Raw genomic sequence first — 22,709 nt, 5'->3', positions numbered from 1 at the left:
TTCTTTTAATGGGTTTGATTGATGTTATTAATCAGGTTTTAATACGTTACTCCCGGGAAGGCGGTCTTTGCATTGTTGAATTGAACCTCCCACTCTGCCGGCCAGCCAAAGGCAATCGTGGCCTGCGCTTTTAAACTGGTTCCTGCCGCACCGCTCCAAAAGTGTATGAACTCACCCCAGTTCAGGTCGCGGGTATAACGGCCATCTCCATTTTTGGGAAAGTGATCGGCCAGGAGTTTGAAGAATTTGCTGAGTACTGCACTACCGCCATGTTTATCATAGATGGGGAAGAACCAGTTCTTGAACCACTGCGTATTGGGCGCCGGGAAGTTGTCGGTGGTGGTCATCATCATGTTGAACCAGCGGGCAGCGTCCGCCTCCCGCTTTAATCCCTTGTACACATCATAGATGTAGATTTCCATCCACTTGCTGTCTTTCCACAAGGTAAAGGCCGGTGAACTCTTTGTACCATGCGTGGTGCTTTCCACAATATGACCTATTTCATGCGTAGCGAGGTCAAGGTCATTGCCCGTACCGGAGATCCAGGCATTGCCGGCATTGGAACCACAATCAATGACGTTCTTGTTGTCGTGCCCGGCATCGTAGTAGTAAGCCGGATGACCGCCGCCATATTTACCGGTATGGAAGATGGCATAGAGCCTTTTATCCGTACCATAGAGTTTGCCATAGGTGGCGTTGCTGTACAGCCATACGTCTTTCAGGAAGGTATAGGGCCAGGTGATGGTCCTTGATACGTCATTGTCATAATAAACGGCCAGTACAGTGTCATAATATACCCGGCTTACGAGTTGCTTATGCTCGAACCAGTGTTCCTGCCATGCTTTGATGGGTGCGTCTGGCGGGTCCACCACCGGTGGATTGGATGGCGGTGCAGGTGTATTGCCACCACCGCTTTTTTTACACGCTGCCGAAAGCAGCAGTGGCAATATCAGCAAGCACAGGATGAGGTTGTTGTTTATTTTCATGAGGATGTATTCTTTTGTTTTCCGCAGAGTCCCCCCGCAAAGCATGGCAAGCTCTTCGGGAGACTCTGCGGGGAATTTTATTTAATGACTGATTATGATGTTTATTTCTCTTTGCCGCCCAGTGAAAAGCTGAGGCCTATTTCAAAGTTGCCGTCAATGTATTCCCGGATGGCGGCGCCGGCAGAAGTGTAGATGGCATTAATGACCAGTTTGTCGGCTATTTTCAGGCCAGCCCCTGCCGTGATGTTTTTGGAGGTGTGGTAGATACCAAACACATTCACTTGCTTCAGCGTGATGTTGGCGCCGGCATCAATGATATTGTCAAAGCCCTGCATACCACGGAAGGCTGCTTTGGGCTCTACGGTAAAGTCTCCATCATTGAAAGCAAATTTATAACTGGCTGCCGCAAAGAAGGTGGGCCTGTTCACCAGGTCTTCATTTTCCTTCTTAAAGTAGGTAACCATGTTGGGGAAGGATGCCTGCACGGTGATGCGCTTATCGGTGTAGGCTACCCCGATGCCCCCATCAAACTGAAAGTCGTTACCATCGGTCAGCAATACATCGCCAGGATCGCCATTGAAGTTCTTGGTATCAATACGCCTGTTGACGGCGCCTGCCGAAATCCCCAGGTGTACCCTCCCGCCAGTGCTGGTTACGGGCAGGTAGTAGGCATAGGTGGCCATGGCCATGCTGGTATTGAGCATGCCGGCCCTGTCATTGTACAAGCTGATGCCCAGGTTGATCTTATCACCGCTGCTGTATTCACCGGTAGCATACAGACTGTACGGACTATTGGAAATACCGGCCCACTGGCGGCGGTAACCTACCCCTGCTTTTATTTTGTTATCGCCGCCCACCATGGCCGGATTGGCCAGGTATTGATTGAGGAAGTAGCTGGCGCCAAAAGGATCCTGTTGCGCAGCACTTTTATTGGCTACTGTTATACCAGCCAATAGCAGTGCTATTATGACAACTATTTTCCTGCAGTTATATAGACGTTTCATGTTGGTAGTTATTTACGGTTGCGAATGATGGTTAATACGCCTTGTGCGGCCGGTATACCGGGGCCTAATTTGATAATGTAGAGGTAAGCACCTTCGGGCAGTGGTTTGCCGTTATAGGTCCCTTCCCAGTCGTTCATGTAGTTCTTCTGTGTGAATACCACACGACCGGCCCTGTCCATTACCCGCACTTCATTGCCGGGGAAGGTGTTGATGTTCCAGATGACCCAGCGGTCATTTTTACCGTCACCATTGGGGGTGATCACGTTCACAGGATCGAGGTTGTAAGTGCCCTGCAACTGAATGGTGATGGTAGCCGTATCCTTGCAGCCGCGATCATTCACGCCCAACACGGTATAAGGCGTATTGATGGTGGGGCGAACGGTTAAGGTGGCTGTTTGCTGCCCATTGATGATACCATGCGTAATTTCCCAGGTGTAATTATCGGCACCGGAGGCCGTGAGGTGAGCCGTTTCAAGCCTTGGAATAACAGCGCCTTTATCGGAAGCAATGTTGACCACGAGCGGGTTCACCACGATGGTGAAGGTGCGGGTATAGGTATCATTACCGCCATTGAAGGTAGCGCCATTATCCTGCGCCCTTACGGTGATGGTAGCCGTACCACCTTTGGCCGCATTGTAGGAAAGCTGCGCTTTTCCATTTACCACCGGAGTTACAGACAGCTCATCAAATAAAGCGGGATCGGAGCTGGTCACCGCGAGGGTAACCAATTGCCAGGTTTCCACACCCGGTGTTATACCTGTAAGATCGAAGGTGAAGGTGGAATCGGTAGTACAGATATCCTTGTTGGTAATAGCATCCAGGGTGGGCGGTTTGTTTTGTCCCTGCGTGATCACGGAAACCACATTGCTGTAATAAGAGTTGCCAAAGGTATTGATGGCCCTTACGCGGTAGTAGTAACGGGAGGCAAGGTTGAGGTTGTTATCGGTATAGGTTTCTATGTCCACTCCTTCGCTGGCCAGTGGTGTAAAGTTGATGCCATTGACAGACCGCTCTATTTCAAAACCCGTTTCATTGTTCGACCTGTCGTCCCAGGTGAGGGATATGGATGTTTCGGACAGCGCGGCCCCCTGCAGGTTGCGCGGTGTAAGCGGCAGGTTGGGGTCATAGTCTGTAATGGTATCTACTATTTTACTCCAGATGGTTTTGGTGGAAGCATTCACAGCGCGTATGCGGAAGTAGTATTTGAAACCACCCAGCAGGTTGGGCACTTCATAGGTATTTGTATTGGCAGCGACGGTACCAGCCGCTTCAAAGTTGATGCTGTCTTCTGACTTCTCTATTTCAAAACCTGTTTCATTGGTGGAGTTGTCGGTCCACTTCAGGGTGGCTGTGGTGAAAGTAACGGCGGTCACGTCGAGGTCGGCGGGCACTTTGGGTGCATTGGGACTCATGCCCCATATTTCCAGTTCACTGATCTGCCCCATGATGCCACCATCCCCATTGTTCTGTGTAACCAGGAACCTGAAGTAGGTATAGGCGGTGGTATTGGCAAAAGCAAAGGTGTAACCGGTAGAACGTGCGGCAAAGGTGACGCCGGTGCGTGTATCGAGGTCGGTCCAGGGGCCGAGTGTATCATTGGTAGCCTGGAATTTCCAGGTTTTTGGATCGCGGCCGGAAGCATCATTGCCGGTAGTGATGGTGTATTTGGTAACTACCCAGGGATTCTGAGCCCGGTAGCGCGCCCAATAACCCTCTGCGGGCATAGCGCCGAAGATGAGGAATTTGGTGCCATAGCTGTTGTCAATGAGCTTGAGCGATCCTTCATTGGCTGTGGGGCCACCGTCGTTGTCTTTTGAAACAGCCAATACGCCGCCATCATCTGTTACATCGGAAAGGATGCCGCTTTGGTTGAGCGTTGAAATAACGATGGTGTTTGAGTAGGCAGAATTGCCATAGGTATTGATGGCCCTTACCCGAAACTGATAAGCCGTATTTACCAATAACCCCGTCGCCGCATAGCTGAGGCGGTTAGCGGGCAGGGCAGCCACTTTGGTGAAATCAATGCCATTGGAGGAGCGTTCTATTTCGAAGCCGCTTTCGTTGGGAGCATTATCCTGCCAGGTGAGCAGTATTTCAGCGCCTGAGGTGGCCAGTCCGGCCAAAGCAGTCGGAGCAGCAGGGGGTAATCCTTCCAGCAAGCGCCATTCTGATAGCTGAAAGTTGGTGCTTCCATTGAGCGTTGAGATGGTAAGCCGGTAGTATTTGTACACACCCTGTGTGGGAATATCAAATGTGCGGAGCTCATTGCGAGCGTTGAATACTTCGTTGGTGCGGGTATCCAATAGGGTCCAAACAGCGGCATCGTCCGATCCTTCCAGTTTCCAGTTCTTCGGGTCGCGGGTGGGCGCATCATTACCGGAAATCAGCACGTATTGTGCGGCCCTGGCGGATGTGTTGCATTGCCACTGCATGTACCAGGGCAGGGTGATACCCCCTACAAATATTTTTGAATTGGGGTCGTTGTCAATGAGTTTTAGCGAGCCTTCGCTGGCGCCCGGTCCACCGGGGTTATCCTGTGAAACGGTAAAGGTGCCGCCATAAGAAATGATATCCTGTGCAGATGCATGCATGGACAAGAGGAGCAATATTCCATAACACGCTATTTTGATTGTTCTGCTGTTCATGTTTGAAGGGTTTATTTCATTCAAGTTGTATTTTCCGTCTGTGTTATGGGATGCTTATTCCCAGCCGGTATTTTGTACCAGTTTCTTGTCTACATCTATTTCACCCTGTGGAATGGGGAAGAGGTAATGTTTCTTTTCAAATACCCTTGTTTCAAAAGGCACTATGTTGTAGAAGGCTGTTCCATCGGCATTGATGTTCAGGCCATAGATGGGCCCTTTGTCTGTCTGTTGTGCAATTTTCCAGCGGCGTGTATCGAAGTAGCGTACGTTCTCGAAGGCCAGTTCCACCCGGCGTTCCTTGCGTATGGCCTCACGCATGGCAGCTTGTCCGGAAGGTACGGGCAAGGCATCGGCCCCTACGCCATATTGCGGTATACCCGCTCTTTCCCTGATGAGGTTGAGGTAGTATAAAGCAAGGGTATTACCGGGATCGGATTCATTGAGCGCTTCTGCATAATCGAGGAATACGTTGGCCAGCCGCACAAGCACCAATGCGCGGTTGCCGTTGCCCCAGTTGCCCAGGGCTACGTTTTTCCGGCCGATGTACCCGGTGGGGCTATGGTCGCTGCCGGTATTTTTAACCCCCGAATTACCGGAGTATTGTACAGTGGTGATGATGTTGCCGGTATTGGTATTGAGCCATAAACTATTGTCGTAGGTAACGCCTACATAGAACCGCGGTTCACGGTTCACCCACATGTTGTAAGTTTGACGGGCCTGTACATCATAAGGTGATTTGAAGCTGCTGAAGCCTGTGGCTATGTACCCTGAGTTGGGATTGATGGTGCCATCTTCGTTGAAGGGGCTTTCGCCGTTGGCCATGAAGTAGGCATTGACCATGTTTTGTGTAACGCCGAACCCTCCGCCACCTTTGGCTTCATTGGCAAAGCCTGCATGGTAGGGCGTTCTGTCATATTGGATGGTCCCAATAGAAGCCGAGGGGCGGCCAAAGATCCACTCGTCATTCCAGTCGGTGAGCATTACATTACGGCAAGACAGGTAAGGGCTTACTTTGCCGGTGGCATCTTTATCGGTGAAGAGGCTGAAATAGGTGGGCACGTATTTATCAATGAATGATTTGGCGGCATCAGCAGCCAGTTTCCATTTGTTGGGATCATACTGCAAAGGCATGAGTGTTTTACCATCTTCATTTTTCAGGTTGGCATAATCAGGATTGCCATTGAATAAAGGGCTGGCAGCCAGCAGCAGGGTTTGCTGTTTGAAGAGGTGTGCGGTAGCCTGATCAATGCGGCCTTTGTTATCACCCAGGGCTTTTACCGGCAAGTCGGCAGCGGCTTTATCCAACTCTGCCACGATGTAGTTCACACATTCTTCAAAGGAGTTACGGGGCAGTTGCACTTCATTGAAGGAGGCATCGGGTGAAATAGGGTCTTCGCCGGTAAGCGGTACGGGGCCATAAATGCGGATAAGGTAGAAGTAGTAGATGGCGCGCAGCGCCCTGGCTTCGGCGCCATGTTGTTTTATAAGCTGAGGACCCAATTCTTCGCATTCCGCCACATGGTTCATGAAGTAGGAGGCATTGCGTATACCGCGGTAGTAGCGCTGCCAGAAGGAAGCCACAAAACCGGTGGTGGCATTCCAGGAGCCAAGGTTGATGTTGTTGCTGGCTACAAAATCCCAGGTGTATTTGGCTTCATCGGAAGCGGCGCTCCAGGGGCCTGCGCCACCACTGGTTACAAAGCGCTGGTTGCCCTCATCGGGAATGTAGCTGTATACGTTGGCCAGGAAGTCGAGCGTGGTATTCTGACTTTCAAAGATATCATCGGTAGTAAGGCGGTCATCGGGCACCTGGTCCAGGAAACCTTTTTTACAGGAAGCAATGGTAACCACACCAAAGAGTATTATGTACAGCAGATAGTTCTTTTTCATAATGCGCGTGATTTTAGAATGTGGCCTGTAAGCCGACAGAAATGGTGATAACATTGGGATATACCGTACCGTTGGAAGTATTGAGCTCTGGGTCCCACAGTTTGAATTTGCTAAAGGTGAGCAGGTTGACCCCTTGCGCAAAGAGCGTGGCAGTTTTGATGCCAATGGCCTGCAGTTTGCTCACATTGAGCCTGTAACCCAGCTCCACTGTTTTGAGGCGCAGGAAGGCGATGTCTTTTACCCACCAGGTACTGGGCTGAATGTTGTTGGCATTAACAGCATTGCCATAACCAAGGCGCGGATAGAAGGCATTGGGATTGGGGTTCTCTTCTGTCCAGCGATCGGTGGCAATGGCATAGAGGTTGCTCCTGTCGGCGCCGATGCTGTTGGAAAAGGGAACGATGCCATCACCGGAGATTAACCGGTCGGCCTGCAATACGCCCTGGAAGAAGGTGCTGAGGTATATTTTCCTATCCCACTCCAGGTTGAAGCCAAAGCCGTATACAGTGGAAGGCACATCACCACGGCCAATGCGGGTTTGATCATAAGAATCAATGATATTATCACCATTCAGGTCTTTGTATTTGATATCGCCCTTCCGTACAGGGCCGAAGGAGGATTTAGGGCTTTTGGCAATTTCCTCATCACTCTGGAATAAGCCTTCAGCGATGTAACCAAAGCGGCTGAGGTAATTGAGCCCACGGCGTTCCAGCCAGGGATATTTGGGGGTAGGATTATCGTTCTCTATTACTTTGTCTTTGTTGTAGGTAAGGTTGCCACGGAATGATACAGAAAGGTTGCCTACGTAAACAGGCGATGTTTCTATGGTCATATCTATGCCTTTGTTCTCAATGATACCGAGGTTGCCCCAGGGCCTGTTGGTAAGGCCGACAAAGTTGGCAAGGCTTCCGCGTTGCAGGAATACGCCTTCCCTGCGTTCTTTGAAGAGGTCAACAATAACAGATATCCTGCTGCCCAGCGTTTTGAATTCTATGCCGAGGTCCATTTTGTGGGCTTCGGACCAGGTGATCTCTGTACCATAATCGGTGATCTCGACACCGGCGCGTCCGGCGCGGTTGGTGCCATAGGTGTAACCGGTAGCACCGCCATTGACGAAGGTGAGGTAGCCGAAGCGGCGACCACCGCTGCCCGCGCCCACGAGGCCATCACTGAACCTGAGTTTCAGGAACTGGACGGTATTGCGGAGGGGCTTAAAGAATTTTTCAGCAGACACGATCCAGCCCACACCGAATGAAGGAAAGAAACCATAGCGGCTGTTGGGGGCAAAGTTTTCAGACCCGTTGTAACCGAAGTTAAATTCTGCAAAGTAGCGGTCGTCCCAGGAATAGGTAGCGCGGCCAGCAAGGCCACGGTAGCGTGTGGGGATGGAAGAAACAAGGTCGCCGGCAGTAGCGGTGGAAGCATCGCTTTGGTTGTAGAGGATCATACCACTTACATGGTGGTTGCCAAATTCACGGTCATAGTTGACGGCCGTTTCTGTATAGAAACGGCGGTTGCCAAAGGTGCCGTTGCTATAGGCCAGTGAGTTGTTGCCCTGCCACGTTTGATACAGGTTGAGCGAGCCATCGGGCTTGCGGGGGTTTACCTGATCTACATAGTAGGTGTCTTCCCGTTTGGTACGGCTGAGGGTTTGTGAGTTATAGGTATCGAAGGAATACATGGTAGTGACAGACAGGCCGGGCACCCAAAAGCCAAGCTCTTGTGTGAGGCGGCCATTGGTGTATAGCTGGTTGCCGTAGGTAGACTGGAAGCCACGCTTGGTGATGTCGGCATAAGGATTACGCTGATCGCCATTGGAGCTTTGGCCGGGCACAAAATCACCGGGGTACATGACCGGGAAGAGCACCGGTGTGATCTGCATAGCCTGCGCGAACGCATCTGATGAACTGATACCGGGATAGTTACCATTGGTGATGTATCCCTGTATACCCATCTCAAAGCGGGTGGTGCCGGTGAGCTGCAGGTTGAGGTTGCTGGTAAAGTTGTAGCGCCGGAAGCGGGTATCGGTGTTATAGGTTTCCAGGCCATCTGTTTTAAGGAACCCTTTTTCATCATAGTAAGCGAGCGACACATAATAGTTGGCCCTTTCGGAGCCGCCACGGGCGCTTACGTTGAGCCTCCTGTTGTGTGACCATTTATCGAAGAGGGCTTCCATCCAGTTTACGTTGGGATATACATAGGGGTCTTCGCCGGAAGCGGTTTTGTCTATGTATTCCTGGGAATATTTGGGTTGGATGTTGCTGGCGATCATGGCCTCATTGGTGAGCTTCATGTAGGTAATGCCATCGGTAAGCTCAGGAATGCGGGTGAAGGTCATGAACCCCTCATTGTAGTTTACGTTGAAGGAAGTTTTGCCGGCCTTACCACTTTTTGTTTTGATGAGGATAACGCCGTTAGCGCCCTGTACACCATATACTGCCGTGGCAGAGGCATCTTTTAAGGTGGTTACCGATTGGAGGTCTTCCGGGTCAAGGCTGTTGATGTCCCTGGGCACGCCATCTATGAGTATGAGGGGGCGGGCTTCATTGGAGGCATTGAAGGTGGCAATGCCGCGGATCCAGATATCGGCCCCATTCCTGCCTGGTTCGCCAGAACGCTGTACCCCCACTACCCCGGCTATACGCCCCGCGAGTGTGGTGCTGAGGTTGGCAACAGGTTGTTTTAGGTCTTCCACATCTACGGTAGACTGGGCGCCTACGAGGCTGATCTTTTTCTGCTTGCCAAAGCCTACTACGACTACTTCATTTAAACCGCCCTGGGTGGCCTGCAGGGCCACTTCCAGTACGATGCGTTCGCGGATGGGTACTACCTGGCGCTGGTAGCCTACGTAGGTAAATTCGATGGAATCGCCCTGGTTGGCCTGTATCCTGAAGAAGCCGTTGACATCTGTAACCGTCGATTTGTTAGCAGGCAAGGCTGTAACGGTCACACCAGCCAGCGGCTGGTTGAGCGCTTCGCTTTTTACTGTTCCTGTGATGAGTATTTCCGCCGGCGTTTTTTCCGGTGGCGGGGATGCGTTTTTCTTTACAGCCCGCAGCTTTACGATGATCTGTTCTTCCAACTGGAAATATTCGTATTTCACGGGCGGGAATACCTGCGACAATACTGTTTTGAGCGGGGTATTTTTTACGTTGAGCGTGATGAGGTCTGTTCTGCCCTCCAGTATTTTCTGATCGAAGTAGAAGCTGGTTTGGGCAGCCGATTCTATCTGGCGGATGGCTTCTGCCAGTTGGGCCTTGCTGAGTTGGAGCGTGATGCGCCGTTCGAGCAGGTCCTGGTCGCCGGCAGGGAAGGCTGCCGCCACACCGGCAAGAAAGATAGCCACAGCAAACATGATTGCCCGTTGAGGTATGGGCATGTGGAGGTTATGTACGAAGTGTACAAATCTCTTCATAGCAGTTAAGTTTTAAAAAAGAAAAAGTGATTGTCGAATTAAGCCGCCGGAGCCAGCGGCATCCAACTACCGGGCGGGGCGGGCTTTATAGGTTGTACTGTTGAGTTTAGTGATCCTGATGTCCAGGCCGCTTTGCAGCAAGACGATTATTTTTTCAAGGGACAGGTTGTTGATGGTGGCTGTTACTCTTTTTTGCTGTAAAGCAGGATCAATATCCACTCCTACTTCATACAGGTGTTCCATGGTAGCCAATACTTCGGTCAATGGGGCATCAAAGAATTTCACTACGCCGGTCCTCCATGCCAGTTGATTGCTGCTGGTGGTTACATTTATTGCAGTATCACCATTGCTCCATGCTCCTGTAAGGCCAGGTGTGAGGAAGGCATTTGCCTTGTTGTTGACAGCCCTGAACCCTACTTTACCGGTTGCCACTGCTACAGACACTCCCGTGTTGGTAATGCGTACATCGAAACTGGTGCCCAATACTTCCACGGCCATACTGCCGGTATGTACGATGAAGGGATGTTGCGGATCTTTGGTGATCTCGAAGTATGCTTCCCCTTTTTCGAGCCATACTTCCCGCTTATCGCCTTTCATGCTGTTAGCATACCTGACCCGGGAGCTACCATGCAGGAATATTTTGCTGCCATCGGCCAGTACGACACTGTCTCTTCCGAGGCGGGCTGTTTCCAGGGTACTGTAAGGGCTACGGTTGTTGCGTACGAATTGCCAAACCGCTATTCCTGCTACTAAGAGTATTACGGCTGCTACTGCTATGTTGCGGAAGCGATGTATTTTTCTGACGGGTGTTGCCGGTGTTTCACCGTCGATACGGTCCCAGAATCGTTGTTTTTCCAATTCGATATCGTATTCCATATCTCCTGGTACATTACCGGTAAACCAAATACGTTTCACTTCTTCATAGTACGTTCTGTTTTCCGCGCTGGCAGCAATCCATTGCTGAATTTTTTGTTGCAATAAGCGATTGTCCGGCTGTTCGAATGAAGCCAGTATTTCTTCCAGTTTTTCGTGCTGCTCGTGCATTGTATATATATAAGACAGGTAAGGAAAGGTCTACAATTAGTGGTTGTTAAAAAAAAGTTTCTCTTTTTTCAGGCGCTCTTTTATGATGCGGATAGCCATCGTAAGATGGGTGTATACCGTATTAAGGGAAATGTTAAGGTGTTGTGCAATGTCGGGCGGGCTCATGTCATTGAAACGGCTGAGTGTAAATACCCTTCTGCATTGCGGGGGAAGGGAGTCAATGGCATGGTGGATGTATTGTTCAAATTCTTTTTCCTCGGCCCTGTTTTCCGTGTGTACGCCGGCTTCGGGGACGGTTTGCAGTTCCTCCCTGTGCACAATGCGGCTTTCTTTTTTGAGCTTGTTGATGGCCAGGTTGGCGGAGGTGCGGAAGAGGTAGCTTTTGATGGAGGTTTGTATGTCTATGGCTTCGGACTTTTCCCAGAGTTTGAGAAAGGCTTCCTGTACGGTGTCGCGCGCCCCTTCGTGATCGTGGAGAATGTCCAGGGCTATGAGGTACATGGTATGGGAGTACCTGTCGAATAGCCAGGAAAACAACTCACGATCCCGGTTGCGGATACCAGCAACGATATCGGGCAAACAATATTCGCTCATTCAGCAGTAGTGTTGAATCAGTTAGTTAAACAGTGCGTCAAGGCATGAGCAGCATATAAATTTAATACTATTTATTTAAGAGAAAAACGATTTAGCAAAGGTTTTTTGATTTTTGAAAGAAGGGGGACAGTAAGGGTAATAAAAAAAAGGGACGCCTGAGCGTCCCCTTTTTCTATAGTATGTTGGTAATGAAACCTTCGTGCTGCGGATTAACCTAAAGCCACCCGTTTGAATTCGGTTACTTTGAGGCTACCGTCAATGCTCTTGAGGTAATCACCTACACTTTTACCACTGTCTTTTACAAAAGGCTGGCTGATGAGGGTGCTTTCTTTGAAGAATGCGTTCAGCTTACCTTCTGCGATCTTGTTGATCATTTCATCGGGCTTACCGGCCATTTTAGGATCGTTCTTGATCTGCTCGGTAACGATGGCCCTTTCCCTGTCTACAGTAGCAGCAGATACTGAGTCAGCATCAACGGCTACGGGGTTCATCGCTGCAATTTGCATGGCCACGTCTTTACCAGCTTCGGCAGTAGTTGCTTTGCTGAAACCTACGAGCACGCCGATACGGTTAGCGCCGTGGATGTAAGAAGCTACATAGTCAGCATCTACCCGCTCAAATTTGGTGATACCAATTTTCTCACCGATAGAAGCCAGTTTATCATTTACCAGGTCGGCAATTTTAGCACCGCCGATGGCAACCGTATTGAGTTCATCAATGCTTTTTACGTTGGCAGCCACAGCAGCATCTATGATGGTTTGTGCGAAGGCCACGAAGTCGGCATTTTTACTTACGAAGTCAGTTTCGCAGCTTACGCACAGCGCGATACCGGTTTTGTTATCGGCGGTTGTTTTCGCCAATACCACGCCTTCTTTCGCTTCACGGTCACCACGGAGGGCAGCTACTTTAGCGCCTTTTTTGCGCAGCCAGTCAATAGCAGCTTCAAAGTCGCCATTGTTTTCAGTTAAGGCTTTGCGACAATCCATCATACCGGCACCGGTCATCTGGCGCAACTTGTTAATATCAGCGGCTGTAATAGCAACAGTTGACATAAAATTTGAAGATTTGAATATTTAAAGATTTGAAAATGTGCTTGTGCAAATTGGCTCACAAAACTTCAGCAGCGATCACATTTTCAGTTACTAAATTATTAAGCTGTCAGTATCCAGAAGTCAGAATCCAGCATTCAGAATGGTAAAACTCGGAGTGCTGGATTCTATATTGAAGGCATTTGAATTATCTTCCACCGCCTCTGCGGCCACCGCCACCGGGAACGCGGCGTTTAGCCTGGTGACCAGCGCCACCACCTTGTCCGCCACGAGGAGCTCCACCTCTTCCGCCACGGGCAGCTTCGGCTTCTGCTTCAGCCTGCAGGCGTGCTGCTTTCTTTTCCTTTTCGTCGTCGGCTGATTCTTCTACTTCTTCGTCTTTAGCAGCCTGACGTTCGGCCAGCCCTTCAGCGATAGCAGCCGTGATGTATTGGGTAATGATAGCAATTGACTTGGTCGCATCATCGTTGGCAGGGATCGCAAAGTCAACCTTGTTGGGGTCGCAGTTGGTATCTACCATACCGAAGGTGAGGATGCCGAGGCGTTTTGCTTCGGCGAGCGCGATGTGCTCGTGACCGATGTCGATGATGAATAAAGCGGCAGGTACACGGCCCAGTTGAGCGATACCACCCAGTACTTTATCCATTTTATCGCGGTCGCGACCGAGGGTGAGCTTTTCTTTCTTGGTGAGGCTTTCAGCGCTACCGTCGCCCAGCATTTTGTCAATGCTTTGCATTTTCTTCACGCTCTTACGAACGGTGTTGAAGTTGGTAAGCATACCACCCAGCCAACGTTCTGTAACGTAAGGCATGTTGATCTTTTTAGCGCATTCGGTAACGATCTCTTTCGCTTGTTTTTTGGTACCTACGAACATGATCTTTTTACCGCTGCGGGCGATCTGCTTGAGCACGGCAGCAGTTTCCTGCAGGTGCTCGGTAGTTTTGTTGAGGTCAATGATGTGAATACCTTTCTTCTCGGCGAAGATGTAAGGCAACATCTTTGGGTTCCACTTCTTCCGCAGGTGACCAAAGTGTACACCGGCTTCCAGGAGTTGCTGTTGCAATGAAGTGTTGTTTTCCATTTTATTTTTTCAGCTTTTAGCTATTAGCTTTTAGCCTTTAGCAATTTGATGATAATTTTTCTTACAAGAGCGGGAGCTATCAGCCAAAGGCCAATAGCCGTCCGCCGGTGTGTATTAACGTTTAGAGAACTGGTAGCTTCTACGGGCTTTCTTGTGACCGAATTTCTTACGTTCAACAGAACGGGGATCACGTTTAAGAACGCCTGCAGCTTTGAGTATGGGACGTAATTCAGCATTGAGCTCTACCAGGGCGCGGGCGATGCCCAGCTTGGCGGCTTCTGCCTGTCCTTTCACACCACCACCGGCTGCATTGATCTTTACATCAAATTTGTCCAGGGACTGAACTGATTTTAAGGGCAGTTCTACCTGGTTTTGCAGGTAAACGAGTGAGAAGTATTCTTTGTAGTCTTTGTCGTTAACTGTGATCTTACCGGTTCCTTTTGTGAGGAAGATCCTTGTCACAGCTTCTTTACGACGGCCTACTGCGTTTTTTTGCTTTTCCATGTAATATTTACAATTAGAAAGTTAATGGTTGAGGTTTCTGTGCAGCGTGCTCGTGCTTGTCGCCGGCATACACAAATAATTTCTTGAACATTTTGCGACCGAGGCGGTTTTTAGGCAACATGCCTTTAACGGCGCGCTCAACCACTAATTCGGGCCTGCGTTTGAGCAGGTCTTTTGCTGCTTCAGCCTTTTGGCCACCGGGATAACCTGAGAAGGTCAGGTATTCCTTGTCCTCTAATTTGTTACCGGTAAATTTTACCTTGTCGGCATTGATAACGATAACATAGTCTCCGCAATCAACATGTGGCGTGTAATAGGCTTTGTTCTTTCCACGAAGAACAGCAGCTATTTTAGCGCACACGCGTCCCACGGTTTGATTGGTACCATCCACAACATACCAGTTGTGTTTAACGGTAGCCGCATTCGCATGCTTTGTAGTGAAATGTAATTTGCTCATTGTTTGTTCTTTTTTTAATGTTATCCGTTGTTGGTCCGTGCGGACACGAACCAAGGCACGGGCCACCGCCAACCCGGTGGAATGAAAATGGGGTGCAAAGGTAGGGAAGGGTAAGTCGATAAACAAAGAATAAGGAAGGTTATTTTTATCGCACCTGCGCAAGACATTGATTTTCAATAAAAATTTTGCATAATGATTTTGGAGGAGGGCTGGAAGGCCTGCTAATACAGGGGTTTGGATGGGTTTCGGGTTTGGAGTTCCGGGTTTTTGGTTGCTCCGCGGGGGCAGTGGATGGTTGTTGGCGGAGGGTCTGAAATGTGGAAGGAGGGATCAATCGCTGCGCGATTGGGCCAAAAAAACTTTTATTCAAACGGAGGCTTATATGACATTTTAGCAGTATCTTTCAACTATAAAAGAGTATCTTTTTCTTTATGCAGTTGACGGCCTATACATTTTCTCCTTCCTTTCCCGGAATCCTTCCGGCGGCCAGTTTACGCCTGCAAAGTCACTGCACTTTACGTTCGGTTTACTTTCCCTTTACTTTCGGTTTGCTTTCAGTTTAGTTACTGGTAGCTTGATCTATGCTTAATCCATGCCTGGTCCATACCTGATCTATGGAGTATCTATAGGTAAGGGCGGCCTGTCCTGCGTCTTATTCCAGCCTCGCCTCTATTTTCGTCTCCCCCATTTTCTGCCAATATGGCACCACGTTTTTTCTTTCTCATTTTCTTAAAACCAGCCTTTGCCGATTCCCGTACATGTGAGGGAATGGACAGGGGCGTCCCGATAAAATTATAAAACCAGCTTGCTATGGCCAGACAAAAAGGTATTATCCCGATCACGGGAACCATTGATGGACTTACTTTTTATGAGCACCCGGATGATGGTCCCCTGGTGAAGAAAAAGACCCGGGTGACCAGTGAGCGGGTGAAGAAAGACCCCGGGTTTAAACAAACCAGGTTGAATGCCGCTGAGTTTAAGACAGCCATACATAGTGGCGAGTTGTTGCGGCTGGCATTGCACAGTTTGTTGTTTCCCATAGCAGATGGAAAGCTGAGCGGCCGCATGAATAAAGAGTTTGTGAAGATGGTGCGCCTGGACAAGGTGCATGGTTTGGGGGAACGCGTGTGTTATGCGGAGAATTTTTCCCTATTGGAAGGTTTTGATTTTAATCGCTGGCTGCGGTTGCGGGAGGCCTTTGCGGTTGATTATAGCGTGCAGCATGATGTAATAAGTAAGGAAATACATATTGATATTCCGGGATTTAAGCCATCGGCGCAGGTGCATGCACCGGATTATGTGGAGTATTTCAAATTAGTGAGCGGTATAGCTGTGGTGGATTTTGCCGGCAAGCATCTCAAAAACCATTTTGCGTACGGTGAGCGGCTTCCTTTTACTAAAGCGACTGTTGATGCGATGCGGTTCAACTTCCCGGTGCTCTTACCTCCGGGACAAACACTGTTTGTGGCCTTGGGTGTTGTGTTTTATGCGCATGTAGACAAGATACCTAAGGAGGCTATCAGCCAACGGAAAATGTGGAAGGTAAAAGCCAGGGCTGATGGGGAAGGGATTACGAAGTTTACTGGGGCGCTTTCGCTGGTGAAGGTGGTGGCGGGGGAAGCTGTAGTTGGAGATGAGGGGCAGGATGAATGGGAGATGGATGGGTTGGGGATAGCGTGAGGGGGGGTTGGGAAAACGTCATCTTTTTAAATTATTGATCTTATCTGTACTTTTATAACACAACATTTTTGTTGTGTTATACTTTTTATTTATCTTTGGTCTTAACTAAACATTTCACTATGGTGGCCAAAACAAATCAAAGTTGTCACAGCATTGGATGTGCTGTGCGACTAAAAAAACTTATTTTTTATGAAAATAAGCTTCAACACAAATGGAAATCTCCACAAGACGATCGAGCTAACATTTGATGAACTTTACGAGCATTTTGGAACTAACCCATCCAGAAAGAAGCAAATTGATACTGCTATCCTGTTTTTAAAATTATTCAGTTCCTGCGGATGTACAACCGCTTATATCGGGGGAAGTTTTGCCAGTACCAAAGAACAGCCTGCAGACATTGACCTATGTGTTGATTTATGCAATGCAGATTATGAACAATTAGAACAAGAATTCCCTGATTTTTTTGACTTCAATAAGATCGGGGAAATACACAAACGTTTAAAGTGCCACATTCTGCATATTGATAAGGTAAGTACACGTTTATTAGAAATGCTTCAAATAGACCGGGATGAATACCCCAAGGGACTGATCAAACTGAACTTAAAAGATATTGACAGTTATGATCAATAACGAGAAACAATACAAGATCTCTAAAAAGAGACTTAACGAGATTGTCACCGAAATTGAAACGGTAAAAAATGCGTCTGACCAACACCCACTCCGCAACAAGCTTATCCTTGCCTCCTTATTAAATGTAAAACAAGAACTAGAGGAAGAAATCACCGATTACGAATCCCTGAAAAATACTTCTAAAAATACTTTACCGGAAAGAGTTATTTCAGAGTTACCAAGTATTCTTACTGAATACAAGATAATCTCAGGTATGACACAAAAAGAATTCTCTGAAAAACTTGGTCTAAAAGAACAGCAACTACAGCGTTATGAGGCCGACAATTTTAAAGGTGTGAGCTTTAAGAACCTCCTCAAATTTTTAGAAGCTATAGGTCTGGAAATAAGGATCAAAGAGACCCGGTTGAATAAAAGCCGCCAAAGAACTCCTGCGAAAAAGAAACAATCTTCCCGTTAGAAACTTTTAAGACAAAGGCATGATGGCTTTTTTGGAAAGCTGTCATGCCTTTGTTAATATTACAGTATGTCTATTCATACACTTGGCAGAAGTACGTTTGGCGATCCGGCGGATGCCGGCAAGCTGATGACGATTGAAGAAGCCCACCAATTGCTGGAGGAATGGGTGCCCAATGAACGGCTGCGGCTACACATGAAACAGGTGGCGGCTGTAATGAAAGCCTGGGCCCTGGAACGGGAAGGCGCCGACGCCACCACTGCCCTGAAATGGGAACTGGCCGGTCTGCTTCACGATGCCGACTGGGAAAAACATCCCGACGATCATTGCCGCGTTATTATTGAAGAACTGGAACGCCGTCATATAGATCCGGAAGTGATCCATTGTATCGCCTCCCATGGCCCCCGGTACTTTGGTGTGGAGCCAAATAATACGATGGATAAGATGATCTATGTGTTTGACGAGCTGTCGGGGTTCATTCATGCTGCGGCGCTGATCCGCCCTACGCGGTATGAAGGCATGGATGTGAAAAGCATCCTGAAGAAGTTGAAGACACCGTCGTTTGCTGCCCAGGTGAACCGGGATGATATTACAGATGCATTGTCGAGGATCGATACGCCACTGGAGGAGATTGTACAGTTTGTGATTGAGCATCAGAAGGAAGTGGTGTGACAGAGCCAGAGGCTCTGCAATAGCCTCACTCGCCAGAGGCGAGCGAGTGGGTGTGATAAGAAACGATTGTTTAAACAGATGATATGAAAAAGATCGTGGCGGGTATTTTAGTGGTGCTGCTTGTCCTTTTCCTGCTATCTTATTTTGTACTTCCTGCCCGGCCCAGGGCATTGGCCACTGTATACACACAGGCTACCACAACAAGTACCCAATTATTCCTGCTGGATGAAAATAAGTGGGCGGCCTGGTGGCCGGCAGACTCAGCCGGCAGTCCTTCCCCCCACTCCTTTGTATATGCAGGCGACACTTTCAGGATTGGTAAAAAGTTGTACCCGGTATTTTCAGTCACCATACAGCCTCCCGGTGGTGATCCGCTTACGACCTTACTCTCTATTATACCCCTTAACCGCGATTCTACTTCCGTAACCTGGGAATATGTGTCTCCTGGTAGCCTGAACCCACTAACCCGGATTAAACATTCCCGGCAAACAAAGCGACTGCAGGAAAACATGAAAGCCATCCTTTCGTCGCTGCAACGATTCCTGCACGATGATAAAAACATTTATGGTATTACGGTAGTTGAACAGGTTGTTAAGGACACTTTACTGGTAACAACGAAGGCCACCTTTCCCGATACACCGGCCGTCGCATCCGTGTATGACCTGATCCATTCCCTCCGTAGTTATGTTGCTGCTGAAGGAGCCACGGCTACGAACTACCCGATGATGCATACTCACCGCACTTACAACAAGACGGTAGAGGTAATGGTAGCCCTCCCTGTGAATAAGGTGCTTGCCAATCAAAACGGCATTTCTTTTAAACGAATGCCGCCGGGGAATATTCTTGTAACCCATGTAACCGGCGGGCCGGGAATGATCAGGCAAACCTTCCAGCAACTGGAATTGTATATGCGGGACCATCAGCGGGAATCGCCGGCCGTACCGTTTGAATTGATGGAAACGGACAGATTGCAGGAGCCGGATACGGCCAAATGGGTGACTGGGATTTATTATCCGGTGTTTTGAGGAAAAGCGAGTGGCGAGTGGTCAGTGGCGAGTGGGGCGCTTGCTTCGACGGGCCAAAGGCCCGGTAATAGGGCTGCGAGACTGCAAGTCTCGCAGAGCAGCGATGACAAAATAATGTAACGTTTATTGGTTGGGGAATTGGAGTACCAGTATGCTGTCGTTGTTCCTGGCCAGGATTAAAGCTGACTTGCCTGCTATTGTTATTTTTTGAATATGGCGTACCTGCCCTTTTACGGGTAATCCATTGATGCTTTCTGCTGTGAATGTTCCCTTTCCCTTGTTGACGAGGATGGTGCCGAGGTCTGCATCGTACCGTCCCATCTGGATGTTGTTGTCGTAATAGTTACCGCCCAGTAAGATATCGGGCAGGGAGTCATTGTTGGCGTTGATGATTGCCGCATCCCTGTATTGCGTTAGCTGCGCCTGCCAGGGCATAGCCTGCAAGGTGAAGTTGATGTTACCCTGGTTAATGAGGATGGCATTGGGAAAGTAGTTGGCTGTAAGCGTATCTGCTTTTTTCAGTTTCTCGGCTGTAAAGATGTCTTCCAATGAGGCTTTAGCAAAGTCGCCCGCATAGAGAAAGCGCTTTTTCAATACCGGTATTTGCCTTTGCAGTTCATCTTTGTTGGCAAAAGGAATTTCACGACCCTGCAGGAAGTAGGTCATCACCTGGTCTTTCCGGCCATTGTCGTCAAAGTCGGTATAATACATTTTTACCGGCTCCTTGTCGGACGCTTTGAGGCGACTATTAAGGCCGAGGTTACCAGCTACGAGATCAAGATCGCCATCCTGGTCTATATCATACGGCAGGATGAAGTTCCACCAGCCTTTCTTTTCCGTGATCCACTGCCGGCTTAATTTTCCTTTGTTGTTGATGAAAGCAGCAATGCCGTTCCATTCCATGGTAACAAGCAGGTCCTGGTCTCCATCCTTGTCTATATCCACCCATACGCCCTTTGTAACAAAACCTGGCTGCAAGAGACCGGGGGCGTATTGTGCAGTAACGTCTTTGAATTTGCCTGTTTTATCATTTTCCAAGAGGTACGAGCGTGGAATATGGCCATACTCATACGGAAATACCCGGCCACCGATGAAGAGGTCTATGTAACCATCGCCCGTAAAATCATAAGGCACCACGCAGGACGCTGTCATAAAGATGTCGCTGAAGGCATCTGTTATCTTAGCCAGGCGTCCTTTACCATTATTGAGGTAAGCCCTGGGAAGCAGGAAGGCATCCTGGCCATAGTATTCATTGCCGCCGGAAGCAATAACCAGATCATTGTGCTTATCGTTGTTGAGGTCTACCCAGCAGGCATCTACATCTTCATAGGTACTGTCATTATCCAGTGCCGGTTGTGCTGAGCGTTCAAATTTACCCGACGGCTTTTGCAGGAATACCGCATTCTTTTTCCCTTTTGAGCTGCCCATGAAGACATCATCGAGACCATCGCCATTCAAATCCCCTACCGCCAGGGCAGGCCCTTCGGTAGAAACCATGTGGGGGATTAATGCTTCCCGGTCAAATTCAACAAAGTGATTTTCCTGGTGGCGGTATAAGAGGTTTACCGACTGCGTGATATCTGTTGCCGGCAGCAGGCTGCTTTTGTATGCACCGGTAAGTATATTGTAGTTGAAGGTAGGTAAGCCTCCATCCCTGGGATATGTCAATGTAATGTGGTTGGTATCGGTCCAGTGTACGGCCTGGTACCGGTTATCGGGCCATATTAGAAACATGGAATCCACTTCGGTATTGTCTAACCCGATGTGCAATGGTATTTCCATGGAAGACTGAAAACCGCGGGCGCCAAATTTTTCATAGGTCCTGATGGCACCATTGGCAAAGACGATGAGTTTAGCGCCTATTGCCTGGGTGTTGTGCGCCGGCCCTTTTAATGCAACAGACAGGAAATGACTGTTGTTGTTATCATTGGCAGTATTGCGGTATAAGAAGGCTGGTTCGTCAATGTTATTGACAACGATGTCCAGGTCGCCATCGTTGTCAAAGTCGGCATATACAGCCCCATTAGAGTAAGTAGGCTGTGCATTTTTTATTTTATGGCCTTCGTCTTCAAAAGCCACGTTGCCGGTATTGCGGAAGAAGCGGTTGGGCAGTTTGATCTCCGGGAATTTGTTGATGACATCCATTTCTTTCTCCTTCATTTCCCCTGCGCGTATTTTGTTCTGTATCTCCACATTGGAGACGTAGTTGACATAGTCAATGTCATTGAGGCGGCGGGGAATGCCATTGGTAACAAAGAGGTCTTTAAATCCATCATTGTCGAAGTCCATCCACAGGGGCGCCCAGGACCAGTCGGTAGCATATACGCCCGCATATAATCCTACTTCGCTAAACTGTCCATTGCGTCTGTTGAGCTGCAGGGTATTGCGGGCATACTGATAGTTGTATCCATGTCTGAGCTTGGTTTGAAAGATATCATAAGCATCCTCTCCCAGTGATCTTTTGAGTATGTAAGGATCTGATGGCAGCATGTCGACAGAGATGATCTCCGGGTAGGCATCGTTGTTGATGTCTGCCACATCTACTCCCATGGAGAATTGGCTGGTATGCATGATGCTATTGGTCAACTCATCTTTGAAAGTGCCATTTTTCTGGTTGATGTAGAGGTAGTCATTTTCATGGAAGTCGTTGCCAATGTAGAGATCGGGCCAGCCATCGAGGTTGATATCCGATACCGCAATGCCCAATCCATAACCGATGATGGAGCTGTTGATGCCCGACTCCCGGGTAACGTTGGTGAAGCGCGTACCGTCATTGCGGTAGAAGCGATCGCCCGACAAGGACAGTGAATCATAGGTATTGGCATAGGTTCCGCGGGCAGCGAAGGTGCTGTTGTAGCGCAAGGAGTGATTGAGCAGGTACATGTCGAGATCTCCATCGAGGTCATAATCAAAGAAGGCCGCCTGTGTACTGAATCCGGAGAAATCCAGGCCATACGCCTGCGCCATTTCTTTGTAAATGGGTATGCCATTCTGCATGCGCTCACAAATGAGCAACTGGTTGCGGCTTTGCAGGGATTCATAGTTGCCCACCCGGCAGATGTAGATGTCCAGCAGGCCGTCATTGTTGATGTCTACCACAGAGACGCCTGTGCTCCAGGCTGTATCCTGTGGAATATGGGATTCACTGGTGATGTCTTTAAATGTCAGGTTGCCGGTATTGAGGTAGATCTTGTTGGGCTGCTGATTGGCGGCAAAGAAAAGATCAATAAGCCCGTCATTGTTGAAATCCCCTGTTCCTACTCCTGCCCCATTGTAGAAGTACATGTATTTAAGCATGTTGATGGTATTGGAGGGGGTGAGCTTGTTGGAAAAGTTGAGGCCGGTATGAGTATTGTCCAGCACTTCAAACAGGGGAGGTTGTGCCGGCTCACCGGAACGGCAGCCTGCCAGGAGCATAACGATGCAGGAAAAGCTGGCAATGAAAACAATGCGGTAATTGGTCTTCCCCATAGCAGCGGAATCGTTTAAACAAACATAGGATTAATTGTCTGAACCCCGATTTTTAGGATTTGGGAGATCAGGGGGAGAACGGGTAGCCTCCGGCTTGTCGCGGGACAA

Annotated in this window: 17 protein-coding genes; 5 read left to right on the top strand and 12 right to left on the bottom strand. The window is 48.9% G+C overall.

Going from position 1 to position 22,709, the window contains the following annotated elements:
- Positions 1 to 38 precede the first annotated feature (38 nt).
- The 11 genes from HB364_RS07010 to rplM all read right to left on the bottom strand — a co-directional run bounded on the left by HB364_RS07010 (position 39) and on the right by rplM (position 14,846).
- Entirely contained in the window at positions 39 to 986 is a 948-nt protein-coding gene (locus HB364_RS07010) for a hypothetical protein (protein ID WP_167287148.1), read from the bottom strand.
- 101 nt (positions 987 to 1,087) lie between these two features.
- Positions 1,088 to 1,990 (bottom strand): PorP/SprF family type IX secretion system membrane protein, encoded by a 903-nt coding sequence (locus HB364_RS07005; RefSeq protein ID WP_167287147.1) that lies wholly within the window; start codon positions 1,988 to 1,990, stop codon positions 1,088 to 1,090.
- Positions 1,991 to 1,998: 8 nt separating this feature from the next.
- Positions 1,999 to 4,635 carry a fibronectin type III domain-containing protein gene (locus HB364_RS07000; RefSeq protein WP_167287146.1) on the bottom strand — a complete coding sequence of 879 codons (2,637 nt, stop codon included), beginning with the start codon at positions 4,633 to 4,635 and terminating at the stop codon, positions 1,999 to 2,001.
- Between the two features lie 54 nt (positions 4,636 to 4,689).
- Positions 4,690 to 6,525 (bottom strand): RagB/SusD family nutrient uptake outer membrane protein, encoded by a 1,836-nt coding sequence (locus HB364_RS06995; protein ID WP_167287145.1) that lies wholly within the window; start codon positions 6,523 to 6,525, stop codon positions 4,690 to 4,692.
- A 13-nt stretch (positions 6,526 to 6,538) separates the two neighbouring features.
- On the bottom strand, positions 6,539 to 9,940 hold the full coding sequence (locus tag HB364_RS06990) for a SusC/RagA family TonB-linked outer membrane protein (RefSeq protein ID WP_167287144.1): 3,402 nt from the start codon (positions 9,938 to 9,940) through the stop codon (positions 6,539 to 6,541).
- 66 nt (positions 9,941 to 10,006) lie between these two features.
- On the bottom strand, positions 10,007 to 10,984 hold the full coding sequence (locus HB364_RS06985) for a FecR family protein (RefSeq protein WP_167287143.1): 978 nt from the start codon (positions 10,982 to 10,984) through the stop codon (positions 10,007 to 10,009).
- 36 nt (positions 10,985 to 11,020) lie between these two features.
- The gene (locus HB364_RS06980; protein WP_167287142.1) at positions 11,021 to 11,578 is read right to left on the bottom strand and encodes an RNA polymerase sigma factor; all 558 of its coding nucleotides are present in this window, start codon (positions 11,576 to 11,578) and stop codon (positions 11,021 to 11,023) included.
- A 209-nt stretch (positions 11,579 to 11,787) separates the two neighbouring features.
- Entirely contained in the window at positions 11,788 to 12,630 is an 843-nt protein-coding gene (tsf, locus tag HB364_RS06975; RefSeq protein ID WP_167287141.1) for a translation elongation factor Ts, read from the bottom strand.
- A gap of 184 nt (positions 12,631 to 12,814) precedes the next feature.
- Positions 12,815 to 13,708 carry a 30S ribosomal protein S2 gene (gene rpsB, locus HB364_RS06970; RefSeq protein ID WP_167287140.1) on the bottom strand — a complete coding sequence of 298 codons (894 nt, stop codon included), beginning with the start codon at positions 13,706 to 13,708 and terminating at the stop codon, positions 12,815 to 12,817.
- Positions 13,709 to 13,822: 114 nt separating this feature from the next.
- On the bottom strand, positions 13,823 to 14,212 hold the full coding sequence (gene rpsI, locus HB364_RS06965; protein ID WP_167287139.1) for a 30S ribosomal protein S9: 390 nt from the start codon (positions 14,210 to 14,212) through the stop codon (positions 13,823 to 13,825).
- A 13-nt stretch (positions 14,213 to 14,225) separates the two neighbouring features.
- Entirely contained in the window at positions 14,226 to 14,846 is a 621-nt protein-coding gene (gene rplM, locus HB364_RS06960; RefSeq protein ID WP_449406428.1) for a 50S ribosomal protein L13, read from the bottom strand.
- Positions 14,847 to 15,479: 633 nt separating this feature from the next.
- Between rplM and HB364_RS06955 the strand changes: the two genes are divergently transcribed.
- The 5 genes from HB364_RS06955 (at position 15,480) to HB364_RS06935 (ending at position 19,130) form a co-directional block, all read left to right on the top strand.
- On the top strand, positions 15,480 to 16,349 hold the full coding sequence (locus HB364_RS06955) for a hypothetical protein (RefSeq protein ID WP_167287138.1): 870 nt from the start codon (positions 15,480 to 15,482) through the stop codon (positions 16,347 to 16,349).
- A 189-nt stretch (positions 16,350 to 16,538) separates the two neighbouring features.
- Positions 16,539 to 16,979: a DUF6932 family protein gene (locus HB364_RS06950; protein WP_167287137.1), complete on the top strand. Its 441-nt coding sequence runs from the start codon at positions 16,539 to 16,541 to the stop codon at positions 16,977 to 16,979.
- Positions 16,969 to 17,436, top strand: coding sequence for a helix-turn-helix domain-containing protein (locus HB364_RS06945; protein WP_167287136.1), 468 nt, complete (start codon positions 16,969 to 16,971; stop codon positions 17,434 to 17,436). Before HB364_RS06950 ends, HB364_RS06945 begins: the two co-directional genes overlap by 11 nt.
- Before the next feature lie 66 nt (positions 17,437 to 17,502).
- On the top strand, positions 17,503 to 18,105 hold the full coding sequence (locus HB364_RS06940) for a hydrolase (RefSeq protein WP_167287135.1): 603 nt from the start codon (positions 17,503 to 17,505) through the stop codon (positions 18,103 to 18,105).
- Positions 18,106 to 18,188: 83 nt separating this feature from the next.
- Positions 18,189 to 19,130 carry a GyrI-like domain-containing protein gene (locus tag HB364_RS06935; RefSeq protein WP_167287134.1) on the top strand — a complete coding sequence of 314 codons (942 nt, stop codon included), beginning with the start codon at positions 18,189 to 18,191 and terminating at the stop codon, positions 19,128 to 19,130.
- Positions 19,131 to 19,253: 123 nt separating this feature from the next.
- Here HB364_RS06935 and HB364_RS06930 read toward each other — a convergent pair whose 3' ends face one another.
- Positions 19,254 to 22,601 (bottom strand): VCBS repeat-containing protein, encoded by a 3,348-nt coding sequence (locus tag HB364_RS06930; RefSeq protein ID WP_246228344.1) that lies wholly within the window; start codon positions 22,599 to 22,601, stop codon positions 19,254 to 19,256.
- Positions 22,602 to 22,709 lie beyond the last annotated feature (108 nt).

This window comes from Paraflavitalea devenefica (genome assembly GCF_011759375.1).
In the GTDB taxonomy this organism is placed as follows: Bacteria; Bacteroidota; Bacteroidia; order Chitinophagales; family Chitinophagaceae; genus Paraflavitalea; species Paraflavitalea devenefica.
This window is presented reverse-complemented; position numbering and strand designations above follow the sequence as displayed.

Bases quoted from the DNA above. Each gene is read 5' to 3' on its own strand.
- HB364_RS06935 (WP_167287134.1), top strand. From the start codon at position 18,189: ATGAAAAAGATCGTGGCGGGTATTTTAGTGGTGCTGCTTGTCCTTTTC.
- HB364_RS07005 (WP_167287147.1), bottom strand. From the start codon at position 1,990: ATGAAACGTCTATATAACTGCAGGAAAATAGTTGTCATAATAGCACTG.
- HB364_RS06985 (WP_167287143.1), bottom strand. From the start codon at position 10,984: ATGCACGAGCAGCACGAAAAACTGGAAGAAATACTGGCTTCATTCGAA.
- HB364_RS06950 (WP_167287137.1), top strand. From the start codon at position 16,539: ATGAAAATAAGCTTCAACACAAATGGAAATCTCCACAAGACGATCGAG.
- HB364_RS06930 (WP_246228344.1), bottom strand. From the start codon at position 22,601: ATGGGGAAGACCAATTACCGCATTGTTTTCATTGCCAGCTTTTCCTGC.
- HB364_RS07000 (WP_167287146.1), bottom strand. From the start codon at position 4,635: ATGAACAGCAGAACAATCAAAATAGCGTGTTATGGAATATTGCTCCTC.
- HB364_RS06990 (WP_167287144.1), bottom strand. From the start codon at position 9,940: ATGAAGAGATTTGTACACTTCGTACATAACCTCCACATGCCCATACCT.
- rpsI (WP_167287139.1), bottom strand. From the start codon at position 14,212: ATGGAAAAGCAAAAAAACGCAGTAGGCCGTCGTAAAGAAGCTGTGACA.
- tsf (WP_167287141.1), bottom strand. From the start codon at position 12,630: ATGTCAACTGTTGCTATTACAGCCGCTGATATTAACAAGTTGCGCCAG.
- HB364_RS06945 (WP_167287136.1), top strand. From the start codon at position 16,969: ATGATCAATAACGAGAAACAATACAAGATCTCTAAAAAGAGACTTAAC.
- HB364_RS07010 (WP_167287148.1), bottom strand. From the start codon at position 986: ATGAAAATAAACAACAACCTCATCCTGTGCTTGCTGATATTGCCACTG.
- HB364_RS06995 (WP_167287145.1), bottom strand. From the start codon at position 6,525: ATGAAAAAGAACTATCTGCTGTACATAATACTCTTTGGTGTGGTTACC.
- rpsB (WP_167287140.1), bottom strand. From the start codon at position 13,708: ATGGAAAACAACACTTCATTGCAACAGCAACTCCTGGAAGCCGGTGTA.
- HB364_RS06980 (WP_167287142.1), bottom strand. From the start codon at position 11,578: ATGAGCGAATATTGTTTGCCCGATATCGTTGCTGGTATCCGCAACCGG.
- HB364_RS06955 (WP_167287138.1), top strand. From the start codon at position 15,480: ATGGCCAGACAAAAAGGTATTATCCCGATCACGGGAACCATTGATGGA.
- HB364_RS06940 (WP_167287135.1), top strand. From the start codon at position 17,503: ATGTCTATTCATACACTTGGCAGAAGTACGTTTGGCGATCCGGCGGAT.